Here is a 23675-nt window from a genome sequence, read left to right as displayed (position 1 = left end):
CGAGTGCAGGCAGGGTCGAAGGAATTCCGAACGCAGGAGGGGGAGTGTGCAAAGCGTCGAGGTAAACGGTTCGATCGCGAACGACACGCGCGAGCAGGAAGGAAGACTCACACCCCACTGGGTGTTGCTGCTGATGACGTTGACCTACACGTCCAGCTTCATGGATCGCACCATCCTGTCGATTCTCCAGAATCCGATCAAACAGGAGCTGCATCTGAGCGACACGCAGCTCGGTCTGCTCGGCGGCTTCGCGTTCGCTCTTTTCTATTCCACGCTGGGAATTCCGGTTGCGCGGCTGGCGGAGCGAATGGATCGGCGCCAGCTGATCGCCGCTTCCCTCGTGATCTGGTCAGTGGCGACAGCGGCAAGCGGCCTCGCAGTGGGCTTTGTGAGCTTGTTTTTGTTCCGGGTCGCGGTCGGTGTCGGAGAGGCGGGCGCGAGCCCGCCGGCGCATTCGCTGATCACTGACTTCTTCCCGCCATTGAAGCGAGGCACGGCGTTCTCCATGTACTCGCTGGGAGTCCCTGCGGGCGTGCTGATCGGATCCGTCCTCGGCGGCTATGCGGCCCAGCAGTTCGGATGGCGCGTGACGTTCGCGATATTCGGCTTGCCCGGTGTCGTGCTCGCCCTTCTCATTCCGATGACGATCCGCGAGCCCGCTCGCGGACGTCTCGACACCGGTCAGCCCTCGGAACAGCAAGCTCCGGCGTTCTCAGCAGTCCTCAAGCAGTTCGCCGAACGGCCGGCGCTTCGATACTGTGTCATGGGCGCAAGCGTCGCTGCCTTCGCAGCCTACTCCATCCTCACCTTCTCTGCTCCGTTCTTCATCCGAACGTATCAGGCGAGCTTGCCGGAAGCGGGATGGTTTCTCGGCATGACAGGCGGTGTCTCGGCAGGCATCGGTATATTCTTCTCCGGCATGCTGACGGATCGACTTGCACGACGCGATCGACGCTGGGCGGTGTGGGCGCCCGCGATCGGATTGCTGCTCGCCGCGCCGCTGTACGTCGCAGGCTTCCTGGCGCCGACCAAGGCAGCCGCGATGGCGATCCTGCTGGTGCCTCCCGCCCTCCAATATATCTATCTCGGGCCGACCATGGGTCTGATGCACAACATGGTCACGCCCCGAATGCGCGCAACCGCCACCGCGTTGCTTTATCTCTCAGTGAATTTGTTCGGGATGGGCCTGGGACCGACGGTCACCGGGTTGTTGAGCGATCGATTCGCGGCGGCACAATTCTCTAGGCTTCTTCCGGAGAGCCATTACGACCTGCAGTGTCCCGGCGGGCTTGCCGAGCCGAATGCTACAGAAGCGTTGAACATGGCGTGCGCCTCGGCAGCCGCCTATGGAATTCGTTGGGCTCTGATTGTCACAACGCTGGCGCTCGTCGTGAGCGCAATGCTTTATCTTCGCGCAGCGCGGACGCTGCGAAAGGATCTGTTGTAATCGACGCGCGGCGAACGGCCGAAGTACGCCTTGTAGGCGCGGCTGAACGCCGCTTCCGACTCGTAACCGATCGCAATGCCGACCTCCCCGACGCGAGCGCTGCGCTTCGCCAGCATGTCTCGCGCCAAGGTCAAGCGCCACTCGTTCTGATATCGCAGCGGCGAACGTCCCACGAGCGCAGTGAATCGCTCGCTGAAACTCGACCGCGACATCCCGGCGACCCCGGCAAGCTCGTCGATGCTCGAGCGTTGCAACGGTTGCTCATGGATCTTCCTTAACGCCCGAGCTACGCGCACGTCGGAAAGCCCGCCGAGCCATCCGGCCGCGCGGCCCTGATGAACCCAGGTTCGCAACGTCCGAATGACGATGAGATCGATCAGGCGCGAGATCATCAACGCCCCTCCCGGTTGCCCATCGTTGGCTTCGAGCAGCAAGTAATGCACCAGACCTTCGATCCAAGCTGCGGCGTCAACCCGTCTGATGTGAATGAGCCAGGGCAAGGCGAACAGCATCGCTCGCAAACTACTGGCGTCGAACCAGAAGCGGCAAACGACCAACGAAGCCGGCTCATCCACCGCCGTGATGCGCAGTTCTTCCGGATCGCGCGGTAGCAAAAAGAGATCGCCTGAATCGATCGTCGCCGGAGGCTCGCCGGCCCTGGTCACTTTCAAGCGCCCCTGCTCGAGCACACAAACATGGGCGGCCCTTCCTTCCAGCTCCATGCGCCCCTTGGCCTGCAATTGGCACGAATAGACACGATCCCCCGTCAGGCGGATCTGCGACAGCACCTGCGACAACAGGTCGCCCGTCGCGATGCCTTGAATCTGCAGCTCCGGACGAACGATCAAGTCTTGCAGCGATTTCATCATGTCGATGCGGGCGGCCTGCCTCTAAATTAGCGCCTGCAGTATAGCGACTATCGCGCCGTTGTCAGGACCACACGATGTTTGGAATCTCTCCGTTGGGCTGGGTGCATACACTCGGCAGCTTGCCCGCCATTCCTTTGGCCTTCTATATGTTCGCTCGCCACGGCCGCATCGTGCCTCGATCCCGGCCGGGCGCGATCTATTTCGTTTCCATGTTCATAGGAGCCGCCACGGTTTTCCTGGTAGCCCATCAGCCGGTAAGCAACGCGATCGGTGTAGTCACTCTGATTCTGCTGCTCGCAGGTTACGGCGTCGGGCTCACGCAGCGCCTCGGGCGCGCTGGCGTCTACATAGAAACCATCTGCCTGACCCTCACCGCGTTCTTGTTGATGGTTCCTACTGTCAGCGAGACTCTGCGTCGCGTGCCGGACGGCCATCCCTTGGTCACGGATCTGAAATCGCCGCTGCTCTTAGGCGCGCAAGCAAGCCTGCTCCTCGCCCTCATCGTCGGGATCACGGCGCAGGTGATCTACTTGCGGAGGCAGAGGGCGACCTGAGTCGCGCCCGAATGTGAACTCCGTCTCGGATTGCACCGATGAGCCGCAAGGCGCGAGGTACGCACTTCCCATGATTCGGGTTGGCGCTTCAAGATTGCGTAGCAATGGAAGCCAACACGGGAAGCTTCGATGCATCAGATCTTCGCCATCCTCATCCATGTCCTGATGCTCGCTGCTCTCGCGGTCACGTTCTTCAAGATGCGCCAGGCGCGGCGGCGGCAAGATCATCTGTTGGCCGAGCTGCGGGACACGCCGAATTGGACGCGCATCTATATCAACCGGCCCGCTCACTCCGCGCGTCTGTTGAAGCTGCTGCCGTATGAGGCGCGCGGCCTGCTGGTCGACGAAGGCGAAACAGTGCGCGTTCTGGGGGAGATTTCCAGCGGCGGTCGCATCGATCGTCGCTATTCGAAAGCCAACATGAGTTTGCGATGGGTGGGGAATGCAAGACTCGCCGATGGCAACTTGCATTGGATCGCCATCGGAGACGGAGCGGACGCACTGACGATCTCGGCCGACACGGGTCTCAATCCGGCGGCATCGCGGGACGCTTCAGCGGACATCGTCCGGCGCCTCGCGCCGGACCTGGAGCTACCGCAATCCGCAAAAGGGGAGTTCGCACTCGAAACGAATCGACGCTCGCTCGGCGTCGTCATTGCGTTCTTCGTCCTCGGCGCTTTCGCGCTGTTCGATGGCGCCATGCTCAACCACAACGTGCTGTTGAACGGCGACTCGATCATGGTGATGGCGCCGTTCATCGGCCTGCTCGCACTCACGTGTTACCCGATATTGACGCGAGGTGGTGTGCCAGCGCGCGAGTCGTGGGCGATCTCGTGGCTCTTGGGCATGGCGCTCGGGTTTGCCTTCGTGCCGCTCGTCAAACGAGCAGATCAATGGGCGGCTGGAAACTCGACCCAAACCGTCGTCTATGAGTTGCAGGCACGAGGTCGACTCATCCCGGTGAATAGCGCCGCTCCCCCGATCGACTACGCACAATTTCACGAATTCTGGGACCAATTCGAACGCGGATCCTCGCACGAGCTCCAGCTGATTCATGGCCCCTTCGGCCTGTGGCAACTCGATGAATCCGACCTGCGCCCCCGGATGCGAGCCTTCTACGAAAAGCGCAGACGCACCAGATCGTAAGGCCATCCTCGCGACCGTTGCGAGTCAGGGAGCGCTGCGCCCGTCCCTTTCGAACTCATCGAGCATGGCAGCGAGCCTGGCCGTCAGATCAGGCATCTTCTCCGCCAGATTTTCCCGCTCGCCCGGATCGCGCGCGAGATTGTAAAGCTGGTGCTTCGGTAACGTACCGATCTCGTTGCCATGGAACTCATGCGGCTCGACGCTGCCGCGGATCAATTTCCAATCGCCACTTCGCAGCGCGAGGATCCGCGCTCCGCTGCTCGCCACCGTGGCGCCAGTGGTCACCATGAGCTTCGTATCCTCCACCACGAACTCGCGACCTCGTTCGCTTCGACCCATCAAAGGGGCAAGCATGTCGAAACTGTCGACCGCGGCGTCGCGCGGCAGCTTCTGCCCTACCAGCGCCGCGAGCGAGGCGACGAGATCGACGTGGTCGATGAGCGCCTTCGAAACATGACCTGCGCGAACATGCCCCGGCCAGCTGACGATCATCGGCACACGCGTGCCGCCTTCATAGATGCTGTACTTGCCGCTTCGATAAGGGCCGGACGGCGTGTGGTCGCCCGCACGCTCGACGGCCTGGTCGTTATAGCCGTCGAACAATATGGGGCCATTGTCGCTGCTGAAGATGACCATCGTGTCATCGGCGATGCCCAATTCCTCGAGCTTTTTCAGCAACGCGCCGACGGTCCAGTCGAACTGCACGATGGTATCGCCGCGCGGGCCCATGCCCGATGAGCCGACGAAGCGCGGATGCGGCGCCCGCGGAACATGCGGCTCGTTCACCGGGAAATAAAGGAAGAACGGTTCTTCCTTCCGCGCTGTTACGAACTCGATCGCCTTGCCGAGCAACTGATCGCTAAGTTGCTCGTCGGTCCAGCGGGCGGCCTTGCCGCCCGTCATGTAACCGATACGGCTGATCCCGTTGACGATCGTGTTCGAATGTTCCGGATCGGCGCCGAACTTCAGCAGCTCGGGATGTTCCGCGCCGGTCGGTTCGGACCCGACCTTCCGGCGGTAATCGACTTGAATCGGATCGGAAGGATCGAGGTTCACCACGCGGCGGTTCTCGATCAGCACGGTGGGAACGCGGTCGAGCGTCGCCGGCATGAAGAAGCCATAGTCGAAACCGATCTCGAGCGGCCCTGGCGCGATCTCGCCATTCCAGTCGACCTTGCCGTTGCCGAGCCCCAGGTGCCATTTGCCGACGATGCCTGTTGCGTAGCCCGCCTTCTTCAACATCATCGGCAGCGTGAAGTGGCCCGGCCGGATGAGCGCGGGTGCGTCGCCGGGCAATATCTGCGTCCCCGATGCACGCCAGGCGTAATCGCCCGTCAGCAACGCATAGCGAGAAGGCGTGCAGGTGGCCGACGGCGCATGCGCGTTGACGAAACGAGTTCCGCTCGCGGCCAAGCGGTCGATGTTAGGCGTGCGGATCGTCGTCACGCCATAACTGCTGAGATCGCCATAGCCGAGATCGTCGGCGTAGATGACGACGATATTGGGCTTGCGCTGCACGGTGGAGGCAGCTGTGCCCTCTTTCTGCAGCGCCTTGAAATCGTCGATCCACGCATAGTTGGCGGCGGCGCTGCCATCGGGATTGGCCTTGACGGTCCGTGGCGCGAACACGCTGTTGAGCAGCCACGGCGTCTTCTCAGGGCCGAAGTTGTTCGACATCGAACTGCCCTGCTTGAAACCATAGGTTGCGACCGCGAGGCGTCCGGTGTCACGGAACATCTTCATCTGGTTGCGAAGATAGTGCTTGCGGCTCTCGAACCAGGGGCTCATTGAGAGGAAATCGTCCCACTGCTGCTTGGCTACCGGCTGCTGGAGCGCCGCCTTGATCGCCTGCCAATTCTGCTCGGTGGCAGGCACGCCATATTTTTTCGCGTAAGCCGCCGGGATCGGCTTGGTGAGATTCTGTTTCCACCACCATACGAGCGAGAACTCAGTCACCAGAAATTTCTGCTCGGCCCGCATCCGCGGCAGGATGTAATCGAGAAACGGCTTCGACGCCTCGATTGAATCGATGTGCGGATGAATATCGACACCCTCGATCTCCGGCGTCGCACGGACATATTCCATCCAGCGATCGGCCGACTGGGTGAGGTTCTTCTTCAGATCCAGCCGGTTGAGCGCGCCCATGTAGAGACGCGTTTTGCAGCCCTCGCCGCACTTCTGCGCACGATAGTCGATCGCGCGCGCGGCCATCGCCTCGTAAAACGTGTTGAGATCGAGATCCCGGTCGGCTTCCCGGCTTTCGATATAGGGCTCGTTGCCGATGACGAGGATGTCGACCTTGCCCATGACGAGCGGCAGAACGGTATCGAGCCGCGCAAATTCCTGTTTCATCTCGGCGCTGCCCGGCTTCGGGAAATCGTGCTTCGGGAAGGGCCACTTGAGCGACAGAATGGTTCGGTAGCCGCGGCTTCCCGCATCGAGCGTCGTGCGAACGACGCCGTGCTCCGCGGCCCCGCGATCGAGCTCGGGCATGGTCAAAAAGATGCGGACCCAGCTCGCATCGGCCTTTTCCAGGTCGCGGTAATCGACGTCCTCATAGTGTTCGTTGTAATTCGCGCCCAGCGCTCCCTGCGCCTGGGCCACGCCGGATAGACAGACGATCGCCGCGCAGGCGGCGAGAAATCGGCGCATTCATGCTCTCCGTTGAGATCCAGGCCGAGGCTTTTATCATATTAATCGGCTTATCTGAACCCCAGGGTCAGCGCGATCCGCCTCAGCGAAGAGCGAAGTCCTCCCGAGTCAGCGCCCGGTTGATACCGAACGCGGCCTTGGTCCCCTCTGCTGCCGCGACGATCGCCAACTGCACGTCGCGCGTGATATTGCCGGCGGCATAAACCCCGGGAACGCTCGTCTCGGAATACTGGCCGCACTTCACGCCGCCATCGCTCTCATACTCACACCCGATGGCTCGCGACAGGGCTGATTGTTCGGAGGATGGCGTATCGAAGAACAATGCATCTCGCGGCAACGCATCGCCATTGCGAAAGACGATCTGTGTCAATTGACCGCGCCGCCCTTCGAGCCGAGCGATGCGAGCGGTGCGAAGTTCGATGCCGTTACGCTGCAACTGTCGTTGAGCCGCGCGAGTCAAGTGCGAAGCGCCATCGGTGCATAGGACGATATCGCCGGTCCAAGCCGTCATCGCGCGCGCCATTTCAAAGCCTCGCTTGCCGCGACCGTACACCGCCACCGCGCGATCGCGAAATTCCCAGCCGTGACAGTACGGACATTGGAAGACGCTGACGCCGAAACGCTCTTCGATACCCTGAACTGGCGGTAAGTGATCGAGTACGCCGGTGGCGAGAAGCAACTTTCGCGTACGCACCTTCGAGCCTCGCGCGAACCTCACAGTGAAGCCCGCGCCCGCCGCGAGTGGCGATGCTCCTACTACTGCTTCTAAACGCAGCTTGACCTGCTCGTAGCGAGCGATCTCCTGATAGGCCAGAGTCCGGAATTCCTTGGGATCGATGCCGTCCCGGGTAACGAAACCGTGCAGGCGCCTGGATGCCCAATTGCGCGGCGTTCCCTTGTCACATAGGAGCACGTTGCGCCTCGCACGTCCCAGCACGAGCGCCGCGCTCAAGCCTGCGGGACCGGCGCCAACGATGACTACATCCCAATCCCTTGCCACACTCATCGCTCGGGTTCCCCGTGTTTATCAAGCAACGAGAGAACCGCGCGCAAGTTCCAGACTGAGCGGCGCCGAGCCCGGAGGCAAATGCCTCCGAGCCCGCGTCGACGACGGGCGGCGATCCTAGGTAGGCCGTCGGGTGCGAGGCTTCGTACCTTTGGTTCCCGCAGGATCGCGGGTCGTTGTGGTGTCGCGAGTGTCCTCGACATCCACTTCAGTGTGGCGGACGGTGTCTTCGACGGTTTCGGTGCGATCGTCAGCCGTCTTGCGCACCACCACTTCCTCCTTCACCACCGCATCCTTCGCGACCATCGCTTCCTCGCCGCGCTCGCTGACTTCGATGGTCTGATCGCGGAACATTTCGGGGCTGGCGGCCGCCTGACCGGGTCGTCTTTCGATCTCGACGCGTTCCTCTCGCAGAGACACGTCTTCGCGCACGGGCTCCTCGACGATGTAGGAACGTACGCGCACTCCACCTCGATCGACTTCGCGTTTGCCGACTCGCAGCCGCTCCTCGACGATCGGGATCGACCGCTCGTCGCGGGCGCCGACTTCACCCGTTGATAGCCTGGCGTCATCTTCGAGGTAGTCCCCGCTCGAACCAGACCACCCCTCGGCACGCCACTGCTCCGTGCGCTGGTCCAAGTCGACTGCGTTCGTGCCTTCGAGCACGGCGATCGCTTCGTCGCTGCGCTCATCCGTCACCCGCGCCGTGAGTAAACATCCTCCGCGACGCAGTCCTTCGGAATACATCGGCCGATCGTCATCCCCGACAAAGAAATCTTTGATCGACTCCCAAATGCCCCTGTCTTCGCCCGCGTCCGTGCCCACGCGCGTGGAAGTCAGCTGCTGACTCACAATCCGCACGTCGCCGTCGTCCAGGCCGTGGTCGAGCAGCTGCGCTCGCGCTGCCTGCGCCTCCGACTCCGAGTCGTAGATTGCAGTAATCGTTCGTGTAGTCATGATCCTCTCCGAAAGCATTTCACGTTGGCTCACCGCTCGGTGAGTTTTCTGATTCCACGGAAACCTCGGTCGAGTGAAGACGGACCGGAACCTCCACGTTCTGTTGCACGACTTTGCGTTGGACGTGCAACTCCTCTACCAGTATCAACTGTTTGACCAGCACCGCGCGCTCCTCGACGATGGGAATGACGATCACGTCGCCCTCCTCGCGAACCTTCGGCACGGCGTCGATCTCTCGATTCACAGGCACGCGGCGGATGTCCACTTCTTCGTGGCGCAGGGTATCCGACAAGATTTGCTGGCTTTCCTTGGTGGCCGTCCGAATCCTGACGACCTTGCGCTCCACCACGCGCTTTTCGATGCGAGCTCGCTCCTCCACCACCGGAACGCGCCGCTCTTGCTCATCACTCACGATGTTCTCCGCAGGGCTGTCTACTAACCGCCCGGCTGCGGAAGAGTTCCTGCGAATCCCGGTCGCATTCGTTGAGGGAGCAACTGGAAAGGCTCTGACGGCGATAGCGCACAGCTCTGGCTGCCGGCTCGACAGTAGCCCCAGCGCTCGGGCGGTCGAACCGATACCTTGGTATCAATGGCGGTTGCCGCATTGGAAAGCGATGATGTGCGAACTGAAAACACCCACTCATCGGCCGCGGGAGGCACCGATGCGCAAGATCGGCGTGAAAGGCCGGAGTGCCCCATGAGCGCTGCGAACGATCTCGAACTTCAGCACGTCATCGACTCCATTCCAGCAATGGCATGGTCGGCGCGCGCCGATGGCACCGGAGAATTCTTCAATCGTCATTATCTGGACTACGTCGGCCTCACGCTAGAACAGGTGTGTGATTGGCAATGGGCGAGCGTCATCCATCCAGACGACGTGAGCTCGCTGATGGCGGCATGGGAGAACCTGCGGGTCGCCCCGGCGGCCAGCGATCTCGAAGCTCGAATCCGGCGTCACGACGGCGCGTATCGCTGGTTCTCGGTCCGCGCGAACCCGGTTTGCGACGGCAACGGAACTGTCATCAAGTGGTACGGCGTCAACGTCGATATCGAGGAGCAGAAGCGCTCGGCCATCATGATCGAGGCCGAACGGCAACTGCTGGAGTCGATTGCGTGCAGTCGTCCGCTGCGCGAGGTGCTGAGCGCGTTGTGCCAGGTGGTCGAGCAGACTCTTCCCATCTGCCATTGCGAAGTGCGAGTCGTCGACAGGACCCGAACGCTTTTCGAACACGCCTTCGCCCCTTCGCTTCCGCCAGACTTCAGTGCCGCGGCAGTTGGAGCAGCATTGACGGCGGACCTCTCGCCCTCCGGCATGGCGGCCAGCGGAAAAATCCCGGTGATAGCCGAAGATCTGCAAACGGACCCTCGCTGGGACGAGACACTGGCGCAGGCCCAGCTTCTGGCGTGCGGACTGAGATCGGCGTGGAGCACGCCGTTCTATTCGAGCGGCGGAACCGTGCTCGGTACGCTTTGCATCTATCGCCGCACACCCGCGCGTCCGGAAGCCGATCATCACGGCATCATCGAACGCATGGCGCGCATCGCGAGCATCGCGATTGAACGCTTGCGTGCGGAAGATGAGCTACGCCGCAGGCAATATCTGCTCGAGACCGCCGAACGGATCAGCGAGACCGGCTCCTTTTCCTGGGACATGAACAACAACAAGCTGGTCTGGTCGAAACAGATGTATCGAATCCACGAGCTCGATGAGAACCTGGAGCCTGTGTACCCGAACCTGCTGGCCACCGTTCACCCCGACGACGCCCAGAGGATCTACGAAGACACGGTCCGGGCATTCAACGGGGAAGCCAGCCCCGAGGGCGGGTATCGCCTGGTCATGCCCGATGGGCGGATCAAATATCTGAGTACCGCATTCCAGGTCGTCAACCACGACGACGGGCGCCGGGAAAGCGTCGGCGTGGCGCAAGACGTAACGCGGCGCCGGCTCGCCGAAGACGCGCTCGACAAGGTCAGGTCCGAGCTTGCTCATGTGACGCGTGTGACGAGCCTGGGCGAGTTGGCTGCATCGATCGCGCACGAGGTCAACCAGCCGCTCTCCGGCATCATCACCAACGCGAGCGCCTGCCTGCGCATGCTCACAGCAGGCCACCCCGATCTCGAGCGCGCGATCAAGGCAGTAGAGCGGATCATTCGCGACGGCAACCGCGCCTCCGAGGTGATCAAGCGTCTCCGGAATCTATTTCGTCGCCAGGACTTCTCTGCCGAGCCGTTCAATTTGAATGAAGCGGCGCAAGAGGTCATTGCGATCTGCTCGCACGATTTGCAGCGGCGCCGGATCGCGCTCAGCGTGGAACTCGATCCAAAGCTGCCGTCCGTGGTTGGCGACCGGATCCAGCTCCAGCAAGTCATCCTCAACCTGGTACTGAACGCCGCGGACGCGATCGGCGCCAGCGATCGCCAGCCGCGCCAGATTGCCATTGATACAGTGCAGCTCACGACCGGCGTGGCACAGCTCACTGTTCGAGATACCGGCTGCGGGATCGCGCCTGACGATCTCAACAAGATCTTCGAGGCGTTCTATACGACCAAGCCCAACGGCATGGGCATCGGCTTGTCCGTGAGCAAGTCCATTGTCGAGCGCCACGACGGCAAGCTCTGGGCGTGCGCGAACGAAGGGCCCGGCTCGGCATTTTCCTTTTCTCTTCCCTGCGCGCCTCGTGGGAGGGGTGACGCGCACCAGGAAGCTCAACGGATCGATGAGGTGCAAGATGAATCGAACATTCAAAGCCGTTGGCGACACCGCCCGAAGCGCGGCCCTGTTCGCGATGACACTGCAACCGTTCTCCGCGGCGCTGTCCCAGGAGGCGGCGCTAAGCGAAGAAGTCATTGTGACCGCCCGCAAGCGCGAGGAGGAATCCTTGCGGGTTCCGGTCGTTGCCTCGGTGCTACACGCGGAAGAGATGGACAACAGACAGGTCAATGATCTCTTCGACGTCGCTGCCTTGACGCCGGGACTGCTGCTCGGCGCGTCTTCCATAGAAGTGGGCACCGAGATTTCGCTTCGCGGTGTCGGCGCCAGCTTGCTCGATCCCGGCATCGACCAGTCCGTCGCGCTGAATCTCGACGGCCTGCAGCTGGGACAAGGAGCTGCCTATTCCGTCGGTGTCTTCGACATGGAAAGGATCGAGATACTCAAGGGACCTCAGCCTCTGTTCTTCGGAAAGAATAGTCCGGGTGGCGTGGTGGCGATTCGGACGGCGGATCCTGGCGAGAAGTTCGAGGTCATCGGCCGGGAGGCCTATGAGAACGCGGCCGAGGAATGGCGTACGGATCTCATCCTCTCCGGCCCGGTGAGCGATGCACTGGGGCTTCGGCTGTCATCGCAATTCACTTCCGGTGAAGGCTATTTTCGCAACACGGCGGTGGCGCTGCCCGAAACCGGAGGCCGCCAGCCCGATGATCGTATTGGAGAGAAACGTTCGCACTACCATCGGCTGACCGCGGTCTATCGACCTGCCGAAGCATTCTCTGCGCGGCTCAAGCTCAACGCCACGCACGATCGCGTCCTTGGCGGCGTGCCGGCGCAACTGGTCTATTGTCCGGACGGGACGCGCAACTATCTGCCCGATGTAGGCCTCCCCTTGCCCTCGCTATTCAGCCCGAACGAGAACTGCCGGGCGGACCACAACGTCAATACCATCGATCTGGACCCGCGCAACTTTCACGGCGTGCCCAATAACGGAGTCGGGTTCACCGACACCGATCAGCGTTTCGGCACGCTGGAGATGAATTGGACCCTCGCCCCTGATGTCACATTGACTTCGTTGACGGGCTACTACGACCTCGATCTGGACGGGTTGCAGAACGGTCCCTGGGCCGGCGGCGCAGCGCCGCCGCTGTCGGTCATCAAGGTGTTCGGCAGAGAGGAAGCGGCTCAGGAAGTTCGCTTGAACGCGGAACGCGGCGCTTTTGGCTTCACTACGGGCGCATTCTTCCAGGAAGCCAATATCGAAAGCGAAACGACCGTGCCGGGCAACCGCTCCTACGGCTTACCGCCGACAGTCCTGAAAGGATCGCACGATCTGGACATCCGCTCGGTGGCGCTGTTCGGTCAACTCCGGTTCCGGCCCGTGCAGACATTGGAATTGGCCGGCGGCGTGCGTTGGACCGATGAGAAGCGCAACGATCACGCGGTGATCTACGATGTGACCGGCGCTCAGACCGGCGTCCAGGACACTCCCATCGCTCCGCCGCTGCCCCGCCTGCATTCGAGCAACTGGTCGCCGGAGCTGACCGTTTCCTGGTTGCCGAATGAAAATCTGACGGTCTTCGGCTCGCTCAAGCAGGGCTACAAATCCGGCTCCTACAACATCAACTTTCCGCTCAATCCCGGAGAGGACAATTCGTTCGGCGACGAGCGCGGCCGCGGCGGCGAGATCGGCTTGAAGGGGTATGTCGGCGGCCGAGAGCTGTTCTTCGATCTCGCGGCTTATCGCTACAAGTACACCGGGCTGCAGGTGGGACTGGTCCGAGTCGCAGCCAGCGGCATCCCCGGGCTGAAAACATACAACGCGGGAGAAGCCGAAGTGTACGGAGTGGACTTCGCCTTGCGTTACCGACCCAATCGAGTCGAGGGGTTGAGCCTCTCCGGCGCAGTGAACTGGAACCATGGCCGCTTCACCCGCTTCTTGAACGCGCCCTGCTATCCCGGGCAAACCATCGCCGAAGGCTGCAATCTGCAGCCCTCACTCGTCACCGATCCGGCGGAGATCGCGGCGGGCTATTACGCCAACGATCCAGTGCAGGGCCTTCCGGTGCGTTACAACGGCCAGGACCTTTCGGGCACTCATCTTCCCCGCGCACCCTCCGTGCAAGCGAATATCGGCGTCGACTATGACATTCCCGTCGGACAGAGCCTCGACCTCGGCGTTGGCGCCGGCGTGCAATATTCCTCCGACTATCTGGTCGACATGGGCCGCCGCCAGCACGGGTTCCAGGACGATTTCACCAAGCTATTTGCAAATGTCCGGCTCAAGACACGGGACGCTCGCTGGGAAGTGGCGCTCATCGGTAACAACCTGACCGATCAGCTCACCACCGGCGGTTGTTACGACATCAATTACCCCGCCGGCGCCGCGTTCCCGGGCATGGTCTCCGGCGCGCCGATTCGGGGTCCGGCCGGATCGGGCGAGATTCTCTGCGCGTACGGGCAAGGTCGCGAGATCTGGCTGCGGCTCGCTGTTCGCCCGTTCGATCGTTAGGCGGAAATGACGACACAACGAGACTTCGCGCTTCAGGGCGTCATCGATTCGATTCCGGCGATGGCCTGGTCGGCGCGCGCCGATGGCGCCGGCGAGTTCTTCAATCGACAGTATCTGGACTATGTCGGCCTGTCGCTCGAGCAGATGCGCGACTGGCAATGGATGAGCGTCATCCATCCTGATGATGTCGCGGCCGTCACGGCGGCCTGGGAGCAATTTCGCATGGCCGGGTCCGGCGGCGAGGTGGAAGCAAGAGTCCGGCGCCACGACGGCATCTATCGCTGGTTCTCGTTCCGATCCAGTCCGGTGCGCGATCCGGACGGCAATATCCGCAAGTGGTGTGGCGTCATCGTCGATATCCACGAACGGAAACTCGCAGCCATCGTACTGGACGGTGAACGACGCCTTTTCGACTTGATCGCACGCGGCCGCCCTTTGAACGAGACTCTGGCCCTGTTGTCCGAGGTGGCCTTGCAGGCGTCGTCAGATTGCACTGATCAGCACGCCATCGCCGAGCGTCTGGCGCGCATCGAGAGCATCGCCATCGAGCGCTCTCGGGCGCGCGACGAACTGCGGCGCAGAGAATCTCTGCTCGAAAGCGCCGAGCGCATCAGCGAGACCGGCTCTTTCTATTGGGACGTGATCAACAACAAACTCATGTGGTCCCGGCAGGAGTACCGCAATTGGGAGCTCGACCCGAGCCTCGAACCCATGTCTCTAAACCTGCTGCCGCAAGTTCATCCGGACGACCGCCCCATGGTCGAGGAGAGAATCAGGCGCATCTTCAGAGGGGAGGACATTCCTGACAATGAAGAGCGGCACATCATGCCGGACGGCCGGATCAAATACATGAGGGGCTCGACTCGTGTGTTCCGTTATGAGGACGGGCGCATGGAGTGCGTGGGCGTAGCACAGGACATCACGCGCCGCCGCCTCACCGAGCAAGCGCTCGACAAAGTGCGGTCCGAACTTGCCCATGTGACGCGCGTGGCGAGCCTCGGCGAGTTGGCCGCGTCGATCGCTCATGAAGTCAACCAGCCGCTCTCCGGAATCATCACCAATGCGAGCGCCTGCCTGCGCATGCTCACTTCCAGCCAGTCGGATCCTGAGCGCGCGATCAAGGCAGTGGAGCGGATCGTTCGTGACGGTCACCGGGCGTCCGAAGTGATCAAGCGTCTCCGAAACCTGTTCCGCCGCCAGGACTTTTCCGCCGAGCGATTCAACTTGAATGAAGCGGCACAAGAAGTGATCTCGATCTGCTCCCACGATCTGCAGCGCCGCCGGATCGCGCTCAGCGTGGATCTCGATCAAGCGCTCCCCTCAGTGGTGGGCGACCGGATCCAGTTGCAGCAAGTTATCCTCAACCTGGTCTTGAACGCAGCCGATGCGATCGGCGCGAAAGATCAGCAGACGCGCCAGATTACAGTCAAGACAGTGCAGTCCACTCCCGGCATTGCGCAGCTCACGGTTGAAGACACCGGCTGCGGGATCGCGCCTGACGATCTCGACAAGATCTTCGAGGCGTTCTATACGACCAAGCCCAACGGCATGGGCATCGGCCTGTCCGTCAGCAAGTCCATTCTCGATCGCCACGGTGGCAAACTCTGGGCGTGCGCCAACGAAGGGCCCGGCTCGGCATTCTCCTTTTCCCTTCCCTGTGCTCCCGCCGAGCGCACCGACACCATCGTGTAATCGCTGGCGCTGCTCGCCTCTGCTGTGATCTTCCCGCACACAACGAGGAGATCGATCATGATACGAATCGCAATTATCACGGGCAGCACCCGGCCCGGGCGCCTCAATGAATCCGTCGCTCGCTGGGTACTCGACGTTGCATCCCTGCGAACCGACGCCGAGTTCCAGCTCGTCGACATCGCCCAATACGACCTGCCGCTGCTCGATGAGCCCATTCCACCGAGCCTCGGCCGCTACACGCATGAGCACACGAAAAAATGGGCCGCAACGGTCGCGTCTTTCGATGCTTACATATTTGTTGCGCCCGAGTACAACCACGGCATTTCGGCGGCGTTGAAGAACGCCATCGATTTCGTCTACGCCGAATGGAATAACAAAGCCGCAGGGTTTGTCAGCTATGGGAGCGCCGGTGGCGTACGTGCTGTGGAGCACCTGCGTGCCGTCATGGCGGAGCTGATGATCGCCGACGTGCGTGCGCACGTCAGCCTGTCATTATTCACGGATTTCGAGAACTTCTCCGTGTTCAAACCCGTGGCCCGACATGAAAGCGAGGTCAACGCATTGGTCGATCAACTGGTCGCGTGGGGCGGCGCGCTGAAGGCCCTCAGATCTGCGGCGGGTAAATAGGACTTCGCGCGGCAGGTCGACCTGCCGCGCGTCCGTCCGAGTCGTGCCGATGTCTCACTTTGGCAGTGGCGCCTCATGCCCGGGCAAGCGAGCGGTGACCTCCTGAAAGAACCAGCTATTGCCGTCAGGGTCCTTGAAAGAGGCGTATGTGCCATAGCTTCGGCGTTGTGGGTGCGCTGCATGGACCCTGCTTTGCCCGTCGATGTGATGGAACACTCCTCTCGAATCGTGGAATGGCTCGCTGACCTCCACGCCTCGCTCGCGCAGCTTGCTGCACGTTGTCCCGACGTCCGCGACGATCAGATGTAAACCCTGAGCGGAACCAGGCGCCGCGGTCGTGATTCCCGCGCCGAAAATTATCGAGCAGGACGAGGCCGGCGGAGTGAACTGGATGACGCGATAACCATCGTCTGCAGCGAAGTCCAAGTCGAGTCGCCAGCCCAGATCGGCATAGAAGCGCTTGGCTCGATCGACATCCGACACTGGAATCACCACGACCTCCAGCATCATCTCGCCGATCGGCGGTTCGAGATACACAGGCGGAGCTTCGAGAGGATTGGCGGCTTTGCTCATAGGTCGATCTCGCGTAGTTGGTCGAAGGAGTTCCAATGCGACGCCCTCACGTGGGCAACGGCTTTCCAGTGTGTTCCGCCAGCATGTACGCGGCGTACCACTCCGGCCAATCGTCGTGCTTCTGACCGGGCGTTCGCTTCTCGTGCTCGCCGTGCGCGGTGGCGGCACGTTTCAGGGCATTCGTAAGCTCGGCGGCGGAGGTAAACGTCACAGCGTCGGGACCGACTCGTCCAGGCAGTCGCGAGCTGATCTCCTGCAGCAACCATTTGTTGCCGTCTGGATCGCTGAACGTCGCAAACGAGGAGTAGCTGGCCCGTTGCGGATGCAGACCGTCGGCGGCGGGCTTGCCCGGTGCGACGCGATGGAAGATGTTGCTCGCTTCGACGCCGCGCTCTATCAACTCGGCACGCGCCGCTGCAATGTCGGACACCACAAGATACATTCCCTGCGCGGACCCCGGCTGCGCCGACGTCAAGCCGCTTCCGAAATGAACCGAGCACGGCGAGCCGGGAGGCGTCATCTGAACCACGCGGAAGCCACCCTCGGCCGAGAAGTCGGCATCGAGCCGCCAGCCCAGACTGGTGTAGAAACGTTTGGATCGGTCCACGTCCGCGACGGGGATGACGACGACTTCGAGTTTGAAATCCTGTGAGGGCGTAGCGCTCATTTCGAGCTCCTGATGAATGGCTGATGCCGCCGTGAGCACCAATAACAGCAGAGCGGCCGTTCGATCTCGATTACACCAAGGTATCGGCGTCACGGATCGCTTTTGCAAAGTCCTCCGGCGCCTCCTGAGGCAGGTTGTGTCCTACGCCACCGCCGATCGTGCGGTGTTGGTACTTCCCGGTGAATCTCTTGGCGTAGACGCTTGGGTCGGGATGCGGCGCTCCGTTCGCATCGCCCTCCATCGTGATCGTCGGCACACTGATGTCGGGAAGCGCGGCAAGCTTGCTCTCGATTGAATCGAAACGCGCCTCTCCTTCTGCCAGGCCGAGCCGCCATCGGTAGTTATGAATCGCGATCGCCACCTGATCGGGGTTGTCCAGCGACACCGCCGACCGCTCGAACTCCGCGTCGCTGAACTTCCACCGAGGCGAGGCCAGCTGCCAGATCAATCGCGCGAACTCGCGCGTGTACTTCCGATAGCCGGCCTCGCCTCGCTCCGTCGTGAAATAGTACTGATACCACCACTGCAGCTCCGCGCTGGGTGGCAGTGGCGCTTTGTTGGCATCGCGGCTTCCGATCAAATAGCCGCTCACTGAGACCAGCGCCTTGCATCGCTCTGGCCAGAGCGCCGCCATGATATTTGCGGTGCGGGCGCCCCAATCGAAACCGGCCACAATGACCCTATCGAGTCGAAGTGCGTCTAACAGCGCAATGCCATCGGCCGCCAGTGCGGCTTGTTGGCCATTGCGTGGCGTCGCGGCGGACTTGAAGCGCGTTCCACCATAGCCGCGAAGGTGCGGAACGATGACGCGATAGCCGGCCTTCGCGAGCAATGGCGCCACGTCCACGAAGCTATGGATATCGTAGGGCCAGCCGTGTAACAGCAGCACCGGCTTGCCGTTGGCGGGACCTTCCTCCGCGTACGCAACCTCCAGCTCGCCGGTGTCGATGCGCTCGATCGACGCAAACGACCGTAGCGACGACGAGTCCGCTCGGGCAGATGAAACGCCGGCGATCGGCGCGAGGGCCGCTCCGAGCATGGTAGCGCCGAGCAGATCGCGCCTGGTTCGAACGATGTTACCGAACATATCTCACCTCATTGAGTCGCACCGATCTGATCAGCTGATCGTCGCGGCGTCGATTAGACGTTCGTATCTGCAGCCCGCGGCTGAAGCTTGCCTCGACCGACACCTTCGTTTAATCGACCGCCTCGCTCGCGGCTCGTTACAGTCAATTCTCCCCTATTGGAGAAACAGGAAATGAACATGCTTGCCAGTAGATATGCGAGTGTCGCAACTGGACTGCTGCTCGCCGCGAACGCGTGGGCGCAGGACGTCTCATCGCTCGTCGTGCCCGCCGAGGACGAACCGCCGCCCAAGCTGATCGTCGAGCAGCCCCTTCCCGGACCGCTCGCCAATGGCGTCGCATACATTCCCTATCGCGTAGAGAACTTGCGCATCCTGCCCATCGGCGGTCCCTCGTCCCGCGAGGTGTCTCCTCGCGTCGGGCATCTTCACATCACTGTCGACGACCTGCCGTGGCAGTGGGCGGATTACGGCCAGAGCAACACCATCATCCTGATCAATCTGCCGAAGGGCGAGCACAAGGTGCTGATTCAGGCGGTGGATACCGAAGGCGGCGTGCTCACCTCGCAGACGGTGACGTTCAAATCGCCGGGCAAGTCGACTCGTTTGTAACAACCCACCGAGGATCAGCCATGAAACGCACTATCAAACTCACCATCGCGACATCGACCGCGTTGCTCGGCGCACTCGCGGGCGTGGCCATTCACGCTCAGGGCGCGCAGGACAAGTACTCGCTGAAGTCACCGAGCGGAATCGCATTCGCGGATTTCAAGGGCTACGAGGATTGGGCGGTGGTCTCCTCCGCCCGCACCGACGAAGTGCTCAAGGTCATCGTGGGCAATCCCACCATGATCAAGGCATACAAGGCGGGCGCGCCGGGCAACGGCCAGCCCTTCCCCGATGGCTCCAAGATCGTGAAGCTGCAGTGGAAGCCGAAGAAGAGCACGGAGGCGCCGTTCGTCGTGGATGTGCCGGACGTCTTCACGCAGGCCTTCGTGATGGAAAAGGACGCCAAACGGTTTCCGAAGAGTGGCGGATGGGGTTATGCGCTGTTCAACTACGACGCTCCGTCCGACAAATTCTCCGTCGATCCGACCGGCGTCGCCGATTGCGGGAATGCGTGCCATACGGCGGTGAAGAACAAGGACTATATCTTCCACCCGTACCAGAAGCGTTGATGGCAAAGCGAGCGCGTCGCTGGATCGAAGCGGCGCGCTCCAGCAGGCTAGAACTCCGCTGACAGTTTCACGCCAACGATCCAGATATCTTCGGCGTCACGGTGGCCACCGGCATCTCCAACGTATTGCAGGCTTGGCATCAACACGAAACCCCGCGGACCGGCAAAGCTATAGTTCAGCTCAACCGGCTTCTCTGCCCCGAAGCCACGCAGGCGCCCACTCACCCGGTTATGCCCGAGCGCCAACCCGACCCGATCATGAGGCCTCGAGGGAGTGATCCCGGTGTACCAGAGGCCCAGCGACCAGAGACGATCCACCTTGTTCACGTCACGGTCGGAATGCGAGAAGTTGGCGAACACACTGAGACCTCCACCCGCTCCATCGTTCGCCAGCTGCTGCTGGACGAGCGCGTAGTAGCCGGAGGAAGAATCAGGTATCACGGGCGAGCCATCCTCTGCGAGCAGCAGATCCGGATAGCCGGTGCTGTTGCGCCAGTATCCGATTCGATATGAACCCGATAGTTCGCCCTTGAGCTGCGGCAGCCAGCCCGCCTCGACGTTCGCCAACGTGCCCCGTTGAGGATTGTCCCGGGTATGCAGACGCAAGCCCTGATCGCCGTCGAGATTGCGTGGATTAACGTCGTTTGCCCCTGCCTTCACATAGAACCCGGCCCCCGGCTTGATCGTCACGTTGGCAAAGTACTGGCCGATCGGCCAGGTGTACCAACCATTGCTGTGATATCCCGGCAGAGCGCCGCAGAAGCTGATGTTGATGAAGTCGCACGAGAATGGAAAGAAGTCGACATCACTACGGCCCGCCTTGAATGTCACACGACCGCCGAGCAAGTCCTGTTGCAGATAAAAGCGAGTCAGCCGCGTGTAGTGCCCGCGGCCGAAGATCTCATGCGTCTCGAGCAGCGTGCCGAGACCGGCCTCGGCATCGAGCTGCGGGCCGTTCCGGTTAGTGATGACGAGGTGGAGCGATCCACCTGGCCATCCAAGCAAGGACTCGAAATCGAGATCGGCACCGAACGCTATCTGATCGGCATAAGCGGTGGTGGAACGTTCGCCGCCGCTCGCATTGTGCACCCACTCACCGACATAGCCGAGCGAGAGATTCAAGCCGCCTTCGGCAAGCAACGTGCGCATTCCACGCCAATCGCCCGTGATTCGATGGTCGAAGCCGCCAGCGTCGTCGGCGCGGGCCTGGATGGCGCATAGCACCGCCACCGCCGACGCCAGCAGCTTATACTTGGGAGCACTCACAGCAGATTCACTTGGCCGAATCGCCGAGCGTGCCCGTGTAATCGGCCAGCCGCTTCTCGACATCCGCATTCTTCTGCAGGCCACGCTCCATCAGTTGTTTGATTCGCTGCTGCGCCTGAGGGCGCTGCACCGAGCTGATGAACCCCTCCCAACCCGCGCCGATCTGCTCGTCAGACGGCAACGACACGACATCGACCAGATGTTTGATGTCGCGGATGGCTTGCTTGTCGAACCTGGCAATGCGACGGGCCATCGCATCGACGAACCGGTCCAGCTCTGCATCGGGCAGCGCGCGGTTCACGTAGCCGTAGCGCTCGGCAAGCTCCGCATCGATGTCGTTGCCGGTAAGCAATACTTCCAGCGCACGCCCCCGCCCCATGAGTGACGGCAAGCGCGCCATCGGACCACCGCCTGGCACCAGCGCTGCGCCAATCTCCCATTGCGACAAGAGCGCTTTCTCGCGGCTCGCAAAGCGCATATCGCTTGCCAAGGCAAGCTCGCTGCCCACGCCCGTCGCTCGTCCGCGAATCGATGCGATCGAGACCACCGGCGCCTTGCTGAGTCGCACGAGCATGTCCGGCAGCGGCGGCAAACCCGTCGGCCCGTTCGGCAGACTCGTCGTGTCGGTCAGCGGCGGCACGAAGTCGTAATGAGTCAGGAAGAAGTTGGGTACGTCGCTGTCGAACACGACCACCTTCACTTTGGGATCGCGCTCGATGGCCGTGATCGCTTCGTTCAACTGACCGATCGATTCCGGCCCGAAGATGTTGAATGGCGGGTTGTGAAAAGTAACGCGCCAGTACTCTGGAGTGACCCGCGCGAGCAAGACCTCCTGTTTCGCGACGGCTCGCGGCGAGCCTTTGGAGGTTGCTTCAGCCAGCACGGGCACCGACGTAGCGATGCCGAGCGACAGGACGGCCGCGACGAGCAAACGAATCTTCATGACGAATCTCCGATCTGTGGTTCACTCAAGTTCAATCTCGAGTGACATCAGACCAAAGAGCGCGAGCGCAATCGATTACACGATGGTATTGCGCAAGCCGATTCGTGCGCTTCAAATCTTTGCGAGCGGAATTCTCACGGTGAAGCGGCTTCCGAAGCCGATACCCGCGCTGCGTGCCTCGATGCGGCCGTTATGTTCCTCCACGATCTGTTTCGCGACCGCGAGCCCGACGCCCAAGCCTCGCGAGCTGCCAATCATCGGTGTGCCACCTTGCACGAACAGATCGAATATTCGCGGCAGTACGTCGGCCCGGATGCCGACGCCATTGTCTTCCACCATCACGACGGCCACTTCGTGCCAACTCTCCATCGCGACACCGATACGGCCGCACGGCTCGCTGTACTTGACCGCGTTATCCAGAAGATTGGCGAATACCTGCGTGAGTCGCAGGGGATCGGCGTTCACGAGGACTGGGGCCATTCCCATCGAAATGCTGAACTCGTGTCCGCCTGCATCGATGCGCTGGCGACAGGCGTGAATCGCGCCCTGCAACAGCTCCGTGAGATCCACGCGCTGCTTTTGCAACGAAAGTCTCCCCGATGTCACGCTCGCCACATCCACCAGGTCGTCGACGATTCTTGCGATGCATCCAAGCTGCCGCTCGATCAATGGCAAGGCTTGTTTTATCTCAGGCGTGCAAGGCGTGGTTCTTCCCAACATACGCACAGCGCACCACGCCGCGGCTAGAGGATTGCGCAGCTCATGAGCGACGATGGCCAGTTGTCGCATTTCAATCGTCTCTCGCGATTCACTCGGAACGAGCATGCTCTTCCCCTGTCGAATCCCATTGGAACATTCCTATGTCGGCCGCAATTGAAGCACGACCGCCTGGTTGTATCGTTTAGACGAAGGTGTTTATGCCGCACGCGGCCCGATATCGCACGATCGAGATCGACGGGCTCTCGATCTTCTATAGAGAGGCGGGTCCGCCGGGCGCACGCACCTTGCTCCTGCTCCATGGGCTTCCGTCGTCCTCGCGGATGTTCGAGCCGCTGTTGCAGCGACTCTCGAACCGGTATCGGCTGGTGGCGCCCGATTATCCGGGCTTCGGTCATAGCGACTGGCCTGACCCACGGCACTTCAGCTACACGTTCGATCGCTACGCGGAGCTGATGAGCAGCTTCACCCAGAAGCTGGGGCTCGGACGCTACTCTTTATATATGCAGGACTATGGCGGGCCGGTCGGCTTCCGCATGGCGCTGTCGCATCCGGAACGGATCGAAGCGCTCATCGTTCAGAACGCCGTTGCTCATGACGAGGGGCTGGGCGACAACTGGAAGGCTCGCCGGGCATTTTGGGCGGATCCGGCCAACAACACGGCTGCGCTCCGGGAGAATCTGCTCTCATTGGCAACGACACGCGCGAGGCACGTTGGCACGGATCCCGATGTCGAACGCTATGACCCCGATCTTTGGACGGACGAGTTCGCGTTTCTGAATCAGCCCGGCCAGGCGGACATCCAAACCGGGCTCTTTTATGACTATCGGCACAATGTCGAGTCTTATCCCCTCTGGCAAGCCTGGCTGCGCGCCAGGCAACCGCGCCTGCTCGTGCTTTGGGGGAAGTACGATCCGTCGTTTCGAATCGTCGAACCCGAGGCTTACAAGCGCGATGTGCCTGACGCCGAGATTCACATGCTCGATGCGGGACACTTCGCACTGGACACTGCGGCCGACGACATCGCCGGCCACGTCGCGAAGTTCCTCGGACCCTGATCGGGCCCGAGGTCGTCG

General features: G+C 61.7%; 21 protein-coding genes. 10 read left to right on the top strand and 11 right to left on the bottom strand.

Annotation, left to right across the window (positions count from 1 at the left end; translation table 11 throughout):
• The first annotated feature begins 46 nt into the window (after positions 1 to 46).
• A complete protein-coding gene (locus VGD45_RS25825; protein WP_331158260.1) occupies positions 47 to 1447 on the top strand; it encodes an MFS transporter in 1401 nt (466 codons plus the stop codon).
• On the opposite strand, the gene VGD45_RS25820 is transcribed toward VGD45_RS25825, so the two are convergent.
• The gene (locus VGD45_RS25820; RefSeq protein ID WP_349263363.1) at positions 1405 to 2316 is read right to left on the bottom strand and encodes an AraC family transcriptional regulator; all 912 of its coding nucleotides are present in this window, start codon (positions 2314 to 2316) and stop codon (positions 1405 to 1407) included. The two genes, VGD45_RS25825 and VGD45_RS25820, sit on opposite strands and share 43 nt — an antisense overlap.
• Positions 2317 to 2390: 74 nt before the next feature.
• On the opposite strand from VGD45_RS25820, the gene VGD45_RS25815 reads away from it, so the two are divergent.
• Together VGD45_RS25815 and VGD45_RS25810 are read left to right on the top strand one after the other, a co-directional pair.
• Positions 2391 to 2870, top strand: a complete 480-nt coding sequence (locus tag VGD45_RS25815) for a hypothetical protein (protein ID WP_331158258.1) — start codon at positions 2391 to 2393, stop codon at positions 2868 to 2870.
• Between the two features lie 129 nt (positions 2871 to 2999).
• Positions 3000 to 4016: a hypothetical protein gene (locus VGD45_RS25810; protein WP_331158257.1), complete on the top strand. Its 1017-nt coding sequence runs from the start codon at positions 3000 to 3002 to the stop codon at positions 4014 to 4016.
• A gap of 24 nt (positions 4017 to 4040) precedes the next feature.
• Here the strand turns inward: VGD45_RS25810 and VGD45_RS25805 are convergent, their stop codons facing one another.
• From VGD45_RS25805 to VGD45_RS25790, 4 genes are all read right to left on the bottom strand, one after another.
• The gene (locus VGD45_RS25805; RefSeq protein WP_331158256.1) at positions 4041 to 6668 is read right to left on the bottom strand and encodes an arylsulfatase; all 2628 of its coding nucleotides are present in this window, start codon (positions 6666 to 6668) and stop codon (positions 4041 to 4043) included.
• 82 nt (positions 6669 to 6750) lie between these two features.
• Positions 6751 to 7674, bottom strand: a complete 924-nt coding sequence (locus tag VGD45_RS25800; RefSeq protein ID WP_331158255.1) for an NAD(P)/FAD-dependent oxidoreductase — start codon at positions 7672 to 7674, stop codon at positions 6751 to 6753.
• 117 nt (positions 7675 to 7791) lie between these two features.
• A complete protein-coding gene (locus VGD45_RS25795) occupies positions 7792 to 8631 on the bottom strand; it encodes a YsnF/AvaK domain-containing protein (protein ID WP_331158254.1) in 840 nt (279 codons plus the stop codon).
• 19 nt (positions 8632 to 8650) lie between these two features.
• On the bottom strand, positions 8651 to 9100 hold the full coding sequence (locus VGD45_RS25790) for a YsnF/AvaK domain-containing protein (RefSeq protein ID WP_331158433.1): 450 nt from the start codon (positions 9098 to 9100) through the stop codon (positions 8651 to 8653).
• Positions 9101 to 9328: 228 nt separating this feature from the next.
• Here VGD45_RS25790 and VGD45_RS25785 point away from each other — a divergent pair, with 228 nt between their 5' ends.
• From VGD45_RS25785 to VGD45_RS25770, 4 genes are read left to right on the top strand one after another with little or no spacing between them, the layout of a single operon-like run.
• Positions 9329 to 11575, top strand: coding sequence for a GAF domain-containing sensor histidine kinase (locus tag VGD45_RS25785; protein WP_331158253.1), 2247 nt, complete (start codon positions 9329 to 9331; stop codon positions 11573 to 11575).
• Positions 11553 to 13853, top strand: a complete 2301-nt coding sequence (locus tag VGD45_RS25780; protein WP_331158432.1) for a TonB-dependent receptor — start codon at positions 11553 to 11555, stop codon at positions 13851 to 13853. The genes VGD45_RS25785 and VGD45_RS25780 overlap by 23 nt, the downstream gene beginning before the upstream one ends.
• A gap of 6 nt (positions 13854 to 13859) precedes the next feature.
• Entirely contained in the window at positions 13860 to 15545 is a 1686-nt protein-coding gene (locus tag VGD45_RS25775) for a PAS domain-containing sensor histidine kinase (protein WP_331158252.1), read from the top strand.
• A gap of 57 nt (positions 15546 to 15602) precedes the next feature.
• Positions 15603 to 16172 carry an NAD(P)H-dependent oxidoreductase gene (locus VGD45_RS25770; RefSeq protein WP_331158251.1) on the top strand — a complete coding sequence of 190 codons (570 nt, stop codon included), beginning with the start codon at positions 15603 to 15605 and terminating at the stop codon, positions 16170 to 16172.
• A 54-nt stretch (positions 16173 to 16226) separates the two neighbouring features.
• On the opposite strand, the gene VGD45_RS25765 is transcribed toward VGD45_RS25770, so the two are convergent.
• The 3 genes from VGD45_RS25765 to VGD45_RS25755 form a co-directional block, all read right to left on the bottom strand.
• Positions 16227 to 16745 (bottom strand): VOC family protein, encoded by a 519-nt coding sequence (locus VGD45_RS25765; protein ID WP_331158250.1) that lies wholly within the window; start codon positions 16743 to 16745, stop codon positions 16227 to 16229.
• Between the two features lie 46 nt (positions 16746 to 16791).
• The gene (locus VGD45_RS25760) at positions 16792 to 17412 is read right to left on the bottom strand and encodes a VOC family protein (protein WP_331158249.1); all 621 of its coding nucleotides are present in this window, start codon (positions 17410 to 17412) and stop codon (positions 16792 to 16794) included.
• A gap of 70 nt (positions 17413 to 17482) precedes the next feature.
• Positions 17483 to 18499, bottom strand: coding sequence for an alpha/beta fold hydrolase (locus VGD45_RS25755; RefSeq protein WP_331158248.1), 1017 nt, complete (start codon positions 18497 to 18499; stop codon positions 17483 to 17485).
• A 177-nt stretch (positions 18500 to 18676) separates the two neighbouring features.
• Here VGD45_RS25755 and VGD45_RS25750 point away from each other — a divergent pair, with 177 nt between their 5' ends.
• Complete coding sequence (locus VGD45_RS25750; protein ID WP_331158247.1) at positions 18677 to 19108, top strand: DUF6130 family protein; 432 nt, start codon at positions 18677 to 18679, stop codon at positions 19106 to 19108.
• Between the two features lie 20 nt (positions 19109 to 19128).
• Positions 19129 to 19674 carry a cytochrome P460 family protein gene (locus tag VGD45_RS25745; RefSeq protein ID WP_331158246.1) on the top strand — a complete coding sequence of 182 codons (546 nt, stop codon included), beginning with the start codon at positions 19129 to 19131 and terminating at the stop codon, positions 19672 to 19674.
• 47 nt (positions 19675 to 19721) lie between these two features.
• Here VGD45_RS25745 and VGD45_RS25740 read toward each other — a convergent pair whose 3' ends face one another.
• The 3 genes from VGD45_RS25740 to VGD45_RS25730 form a co-directional block, all read right to left on the bottom strand.
• On the bottom strand, positions 19722 to 20939 hold the full coding sequence (locus VGD45_RS25740) for a carbohydrate porin (protein ID WP_331158245.1): 1218 nt from the start codon (positions 20937 to 20939) through the stop codon (positions 19722 to 19724).
• A 7-nt stretch (positions 20940 to 20946) separates the two neighbouring features.
• Positions 20947 to 21882, bottom strand: coding sequence for an enoyl-CoA hydratase/isomerase family protein (locus VGD45_RS25735; RefSeq protein ID WP_331158244.1), 936 nt, complete (start codon positions 21880 to 21882; stop codon positions 20947 to 20949).
• A gap of 111 nt (positions 21883 to 21993) precedes the next feature.
• Positions 21994 to 22707 carry a HAMP domain-containing sensor histidine kinase gene (locus VGD45_RS25730; protein WP_331158243.1) on the bottom strand — a complete coding sequence of 238 codons (714 nt, stop codon included), beginning with the start codon at positions 22705 to 22707 and terminating at the stop codon, positions 21994 to 21996.
• Positions 22708 to 22799: 92 nt separating this feature from the next.
• Here VGD45_RS25730 and VGD45_RS25725 point away from each other — a divergent pair, with 92 nt between their 5' ends.
• Positions 22800 to 23657 carry an alpha/beta hydrolase gene (locus VGD45_RS25725; RefSeq protein WP_331158242.1) on the top strand — a complete coding sequence of 286 codons (858 nt, stop codon included), beginning with the start codon at positions 22800 to 22802 and terminating at the stop codon, positions 23655 to 23657.
• The last annotated feature ends 18 nt before the right edge of the window (positions 23658 to 23675 follow it).

It is taken from the genome of Steroidobacter sp., from assembly GCF_036402275.1.
Classification (GTDB): domain Bacteria; phylum Pseudomonadota; class Gammaproteobacteria; order Steroidobacterales; family Steroidobacteraceae; genus Steroidobacter.
This window is presented reverse-complemented; position numbering and strand designations above follow the sequence as displayed.

Coding starts and splice junctions, on each gene's coding strand:
- VGD45_RS25795 (WP_331158254.1), bottom strand. CDS start 8,631: ATGACTACACGAACGATTACTGCAATCTACGACTCGGAGTCGGAGGCG.
- VGD45_RS25760 (WP_331158249.1), bottom strand. CDS start 17,412: ATGAGCGCTACGCCCTCACAGGATTTCAAACTCGAAGTCGTCGTCATC.
- VGD45_RS25815 (WP_331158258.1), top strand. CDS start 2,391: ATGTTTGGAATCTCTCCGTTGGGCTGGGTGCATACACTCGGCAGCTTG.
- VGD45_RS25750 (WP_331158247.1), top strand. CDS start 18,677: ATGCTTGCCAGTAGATATGCGAGTGTCGCAACTGGACTGCTGCTCGCC.
- VGD45_RS25765 (WP_331158250.1), bottom strand. CDS start 16,745: ATGAGCAAAGCCGCCAATCCTCTCGAAGCTCCGCCTGTGTATCTCGAA.
- VGD45_RS25810 (WP_331158257.1), top strand. CDS start 3,000: ATGCATCAGATCTTCGCCATCCTCATCCATGTCCTGATGCTCGCTGCT.
- VGD45_RS25735 (WP_331158244.1), bottom strand. CDS start 21,882: ATGAAGATTCGTTTGCTCGTCGCGGCCGTCCTGTCGCTCGGCATCGCT.
- VGD45_RS25730 (WP_331158243.1), bottom strand. CDS start 22,707: ATGCTCGTTCCGAGTGAATCGCGAGAGACGATTGAAATGCGACAACTG.
- VGD45_RS25775 (WP_331158252.1), top strand. CDS start 13,860: ATGACGACACAACGAGACTTCGCGCTTCAGGGCGTCATCGATTCGATT.
- VGD45_RS25780 (WP_331158432.1), top strand. CDS start 11,553: ATGGACAACAGACAGGTCAATGATCTCTTCGACGTCGCTGCCTTGACG.
- VGD45_RS25820 (WP_349263363.1), bottom strand. CDS start 2,316: ATGATGAAATCGCTGCAAGACTTGATCGTTCGTCCGGAGCTGCAGATT.
- VGD45_RS25745 (WP_331158246.1), top strand. CDS start 19,129: ATGAAACGCACTATCAAACTCACCATCGCGACATCGACCGCGTTGCTC.
- VGD45_RS25755 (WP_331158248.1), bottom strand. CDS start 18,499: ATGTTCGGTAACATCGTTCGAACCAGGCGCGATCTGCTCGGCGCTACC.
- VGD45_RS25785 (WP_331158253.1), top strand. CDS start 9,329: ATGAGCGCTGCGAACGATCTCGAACTTCAGCACGTCATCGACTCCATT.
- VGD45_RS25805 (WP_331158256.1), bottom strand. CDS start 6,668: ATGCGCCGATTTCTCGCCGCCTGCGCGGCGATCGTCTGTCTATCCGGC.
- VGD45_RS25725 (WP_331158242.1), top strand. CDS start 22,800: ATGCCGCACGCGGCCCGATATCGCACGATCGAGATCGACGGGCTCTCG.
- VGD45_RS25770 (WP_331158251.1), top strand. CDS start 15,603: ATGATACGAATCGCAATTATCACGGGCAGCACCCGGCCCGGGCGCCTC.
- VGD45_RS25800 (WP_331158255.1), bottom strand. CDS start 7,674: ATGAGTGTGGCAAGGGATTGGGATGTAGTCATCGTTGGCGCCGGTCCC.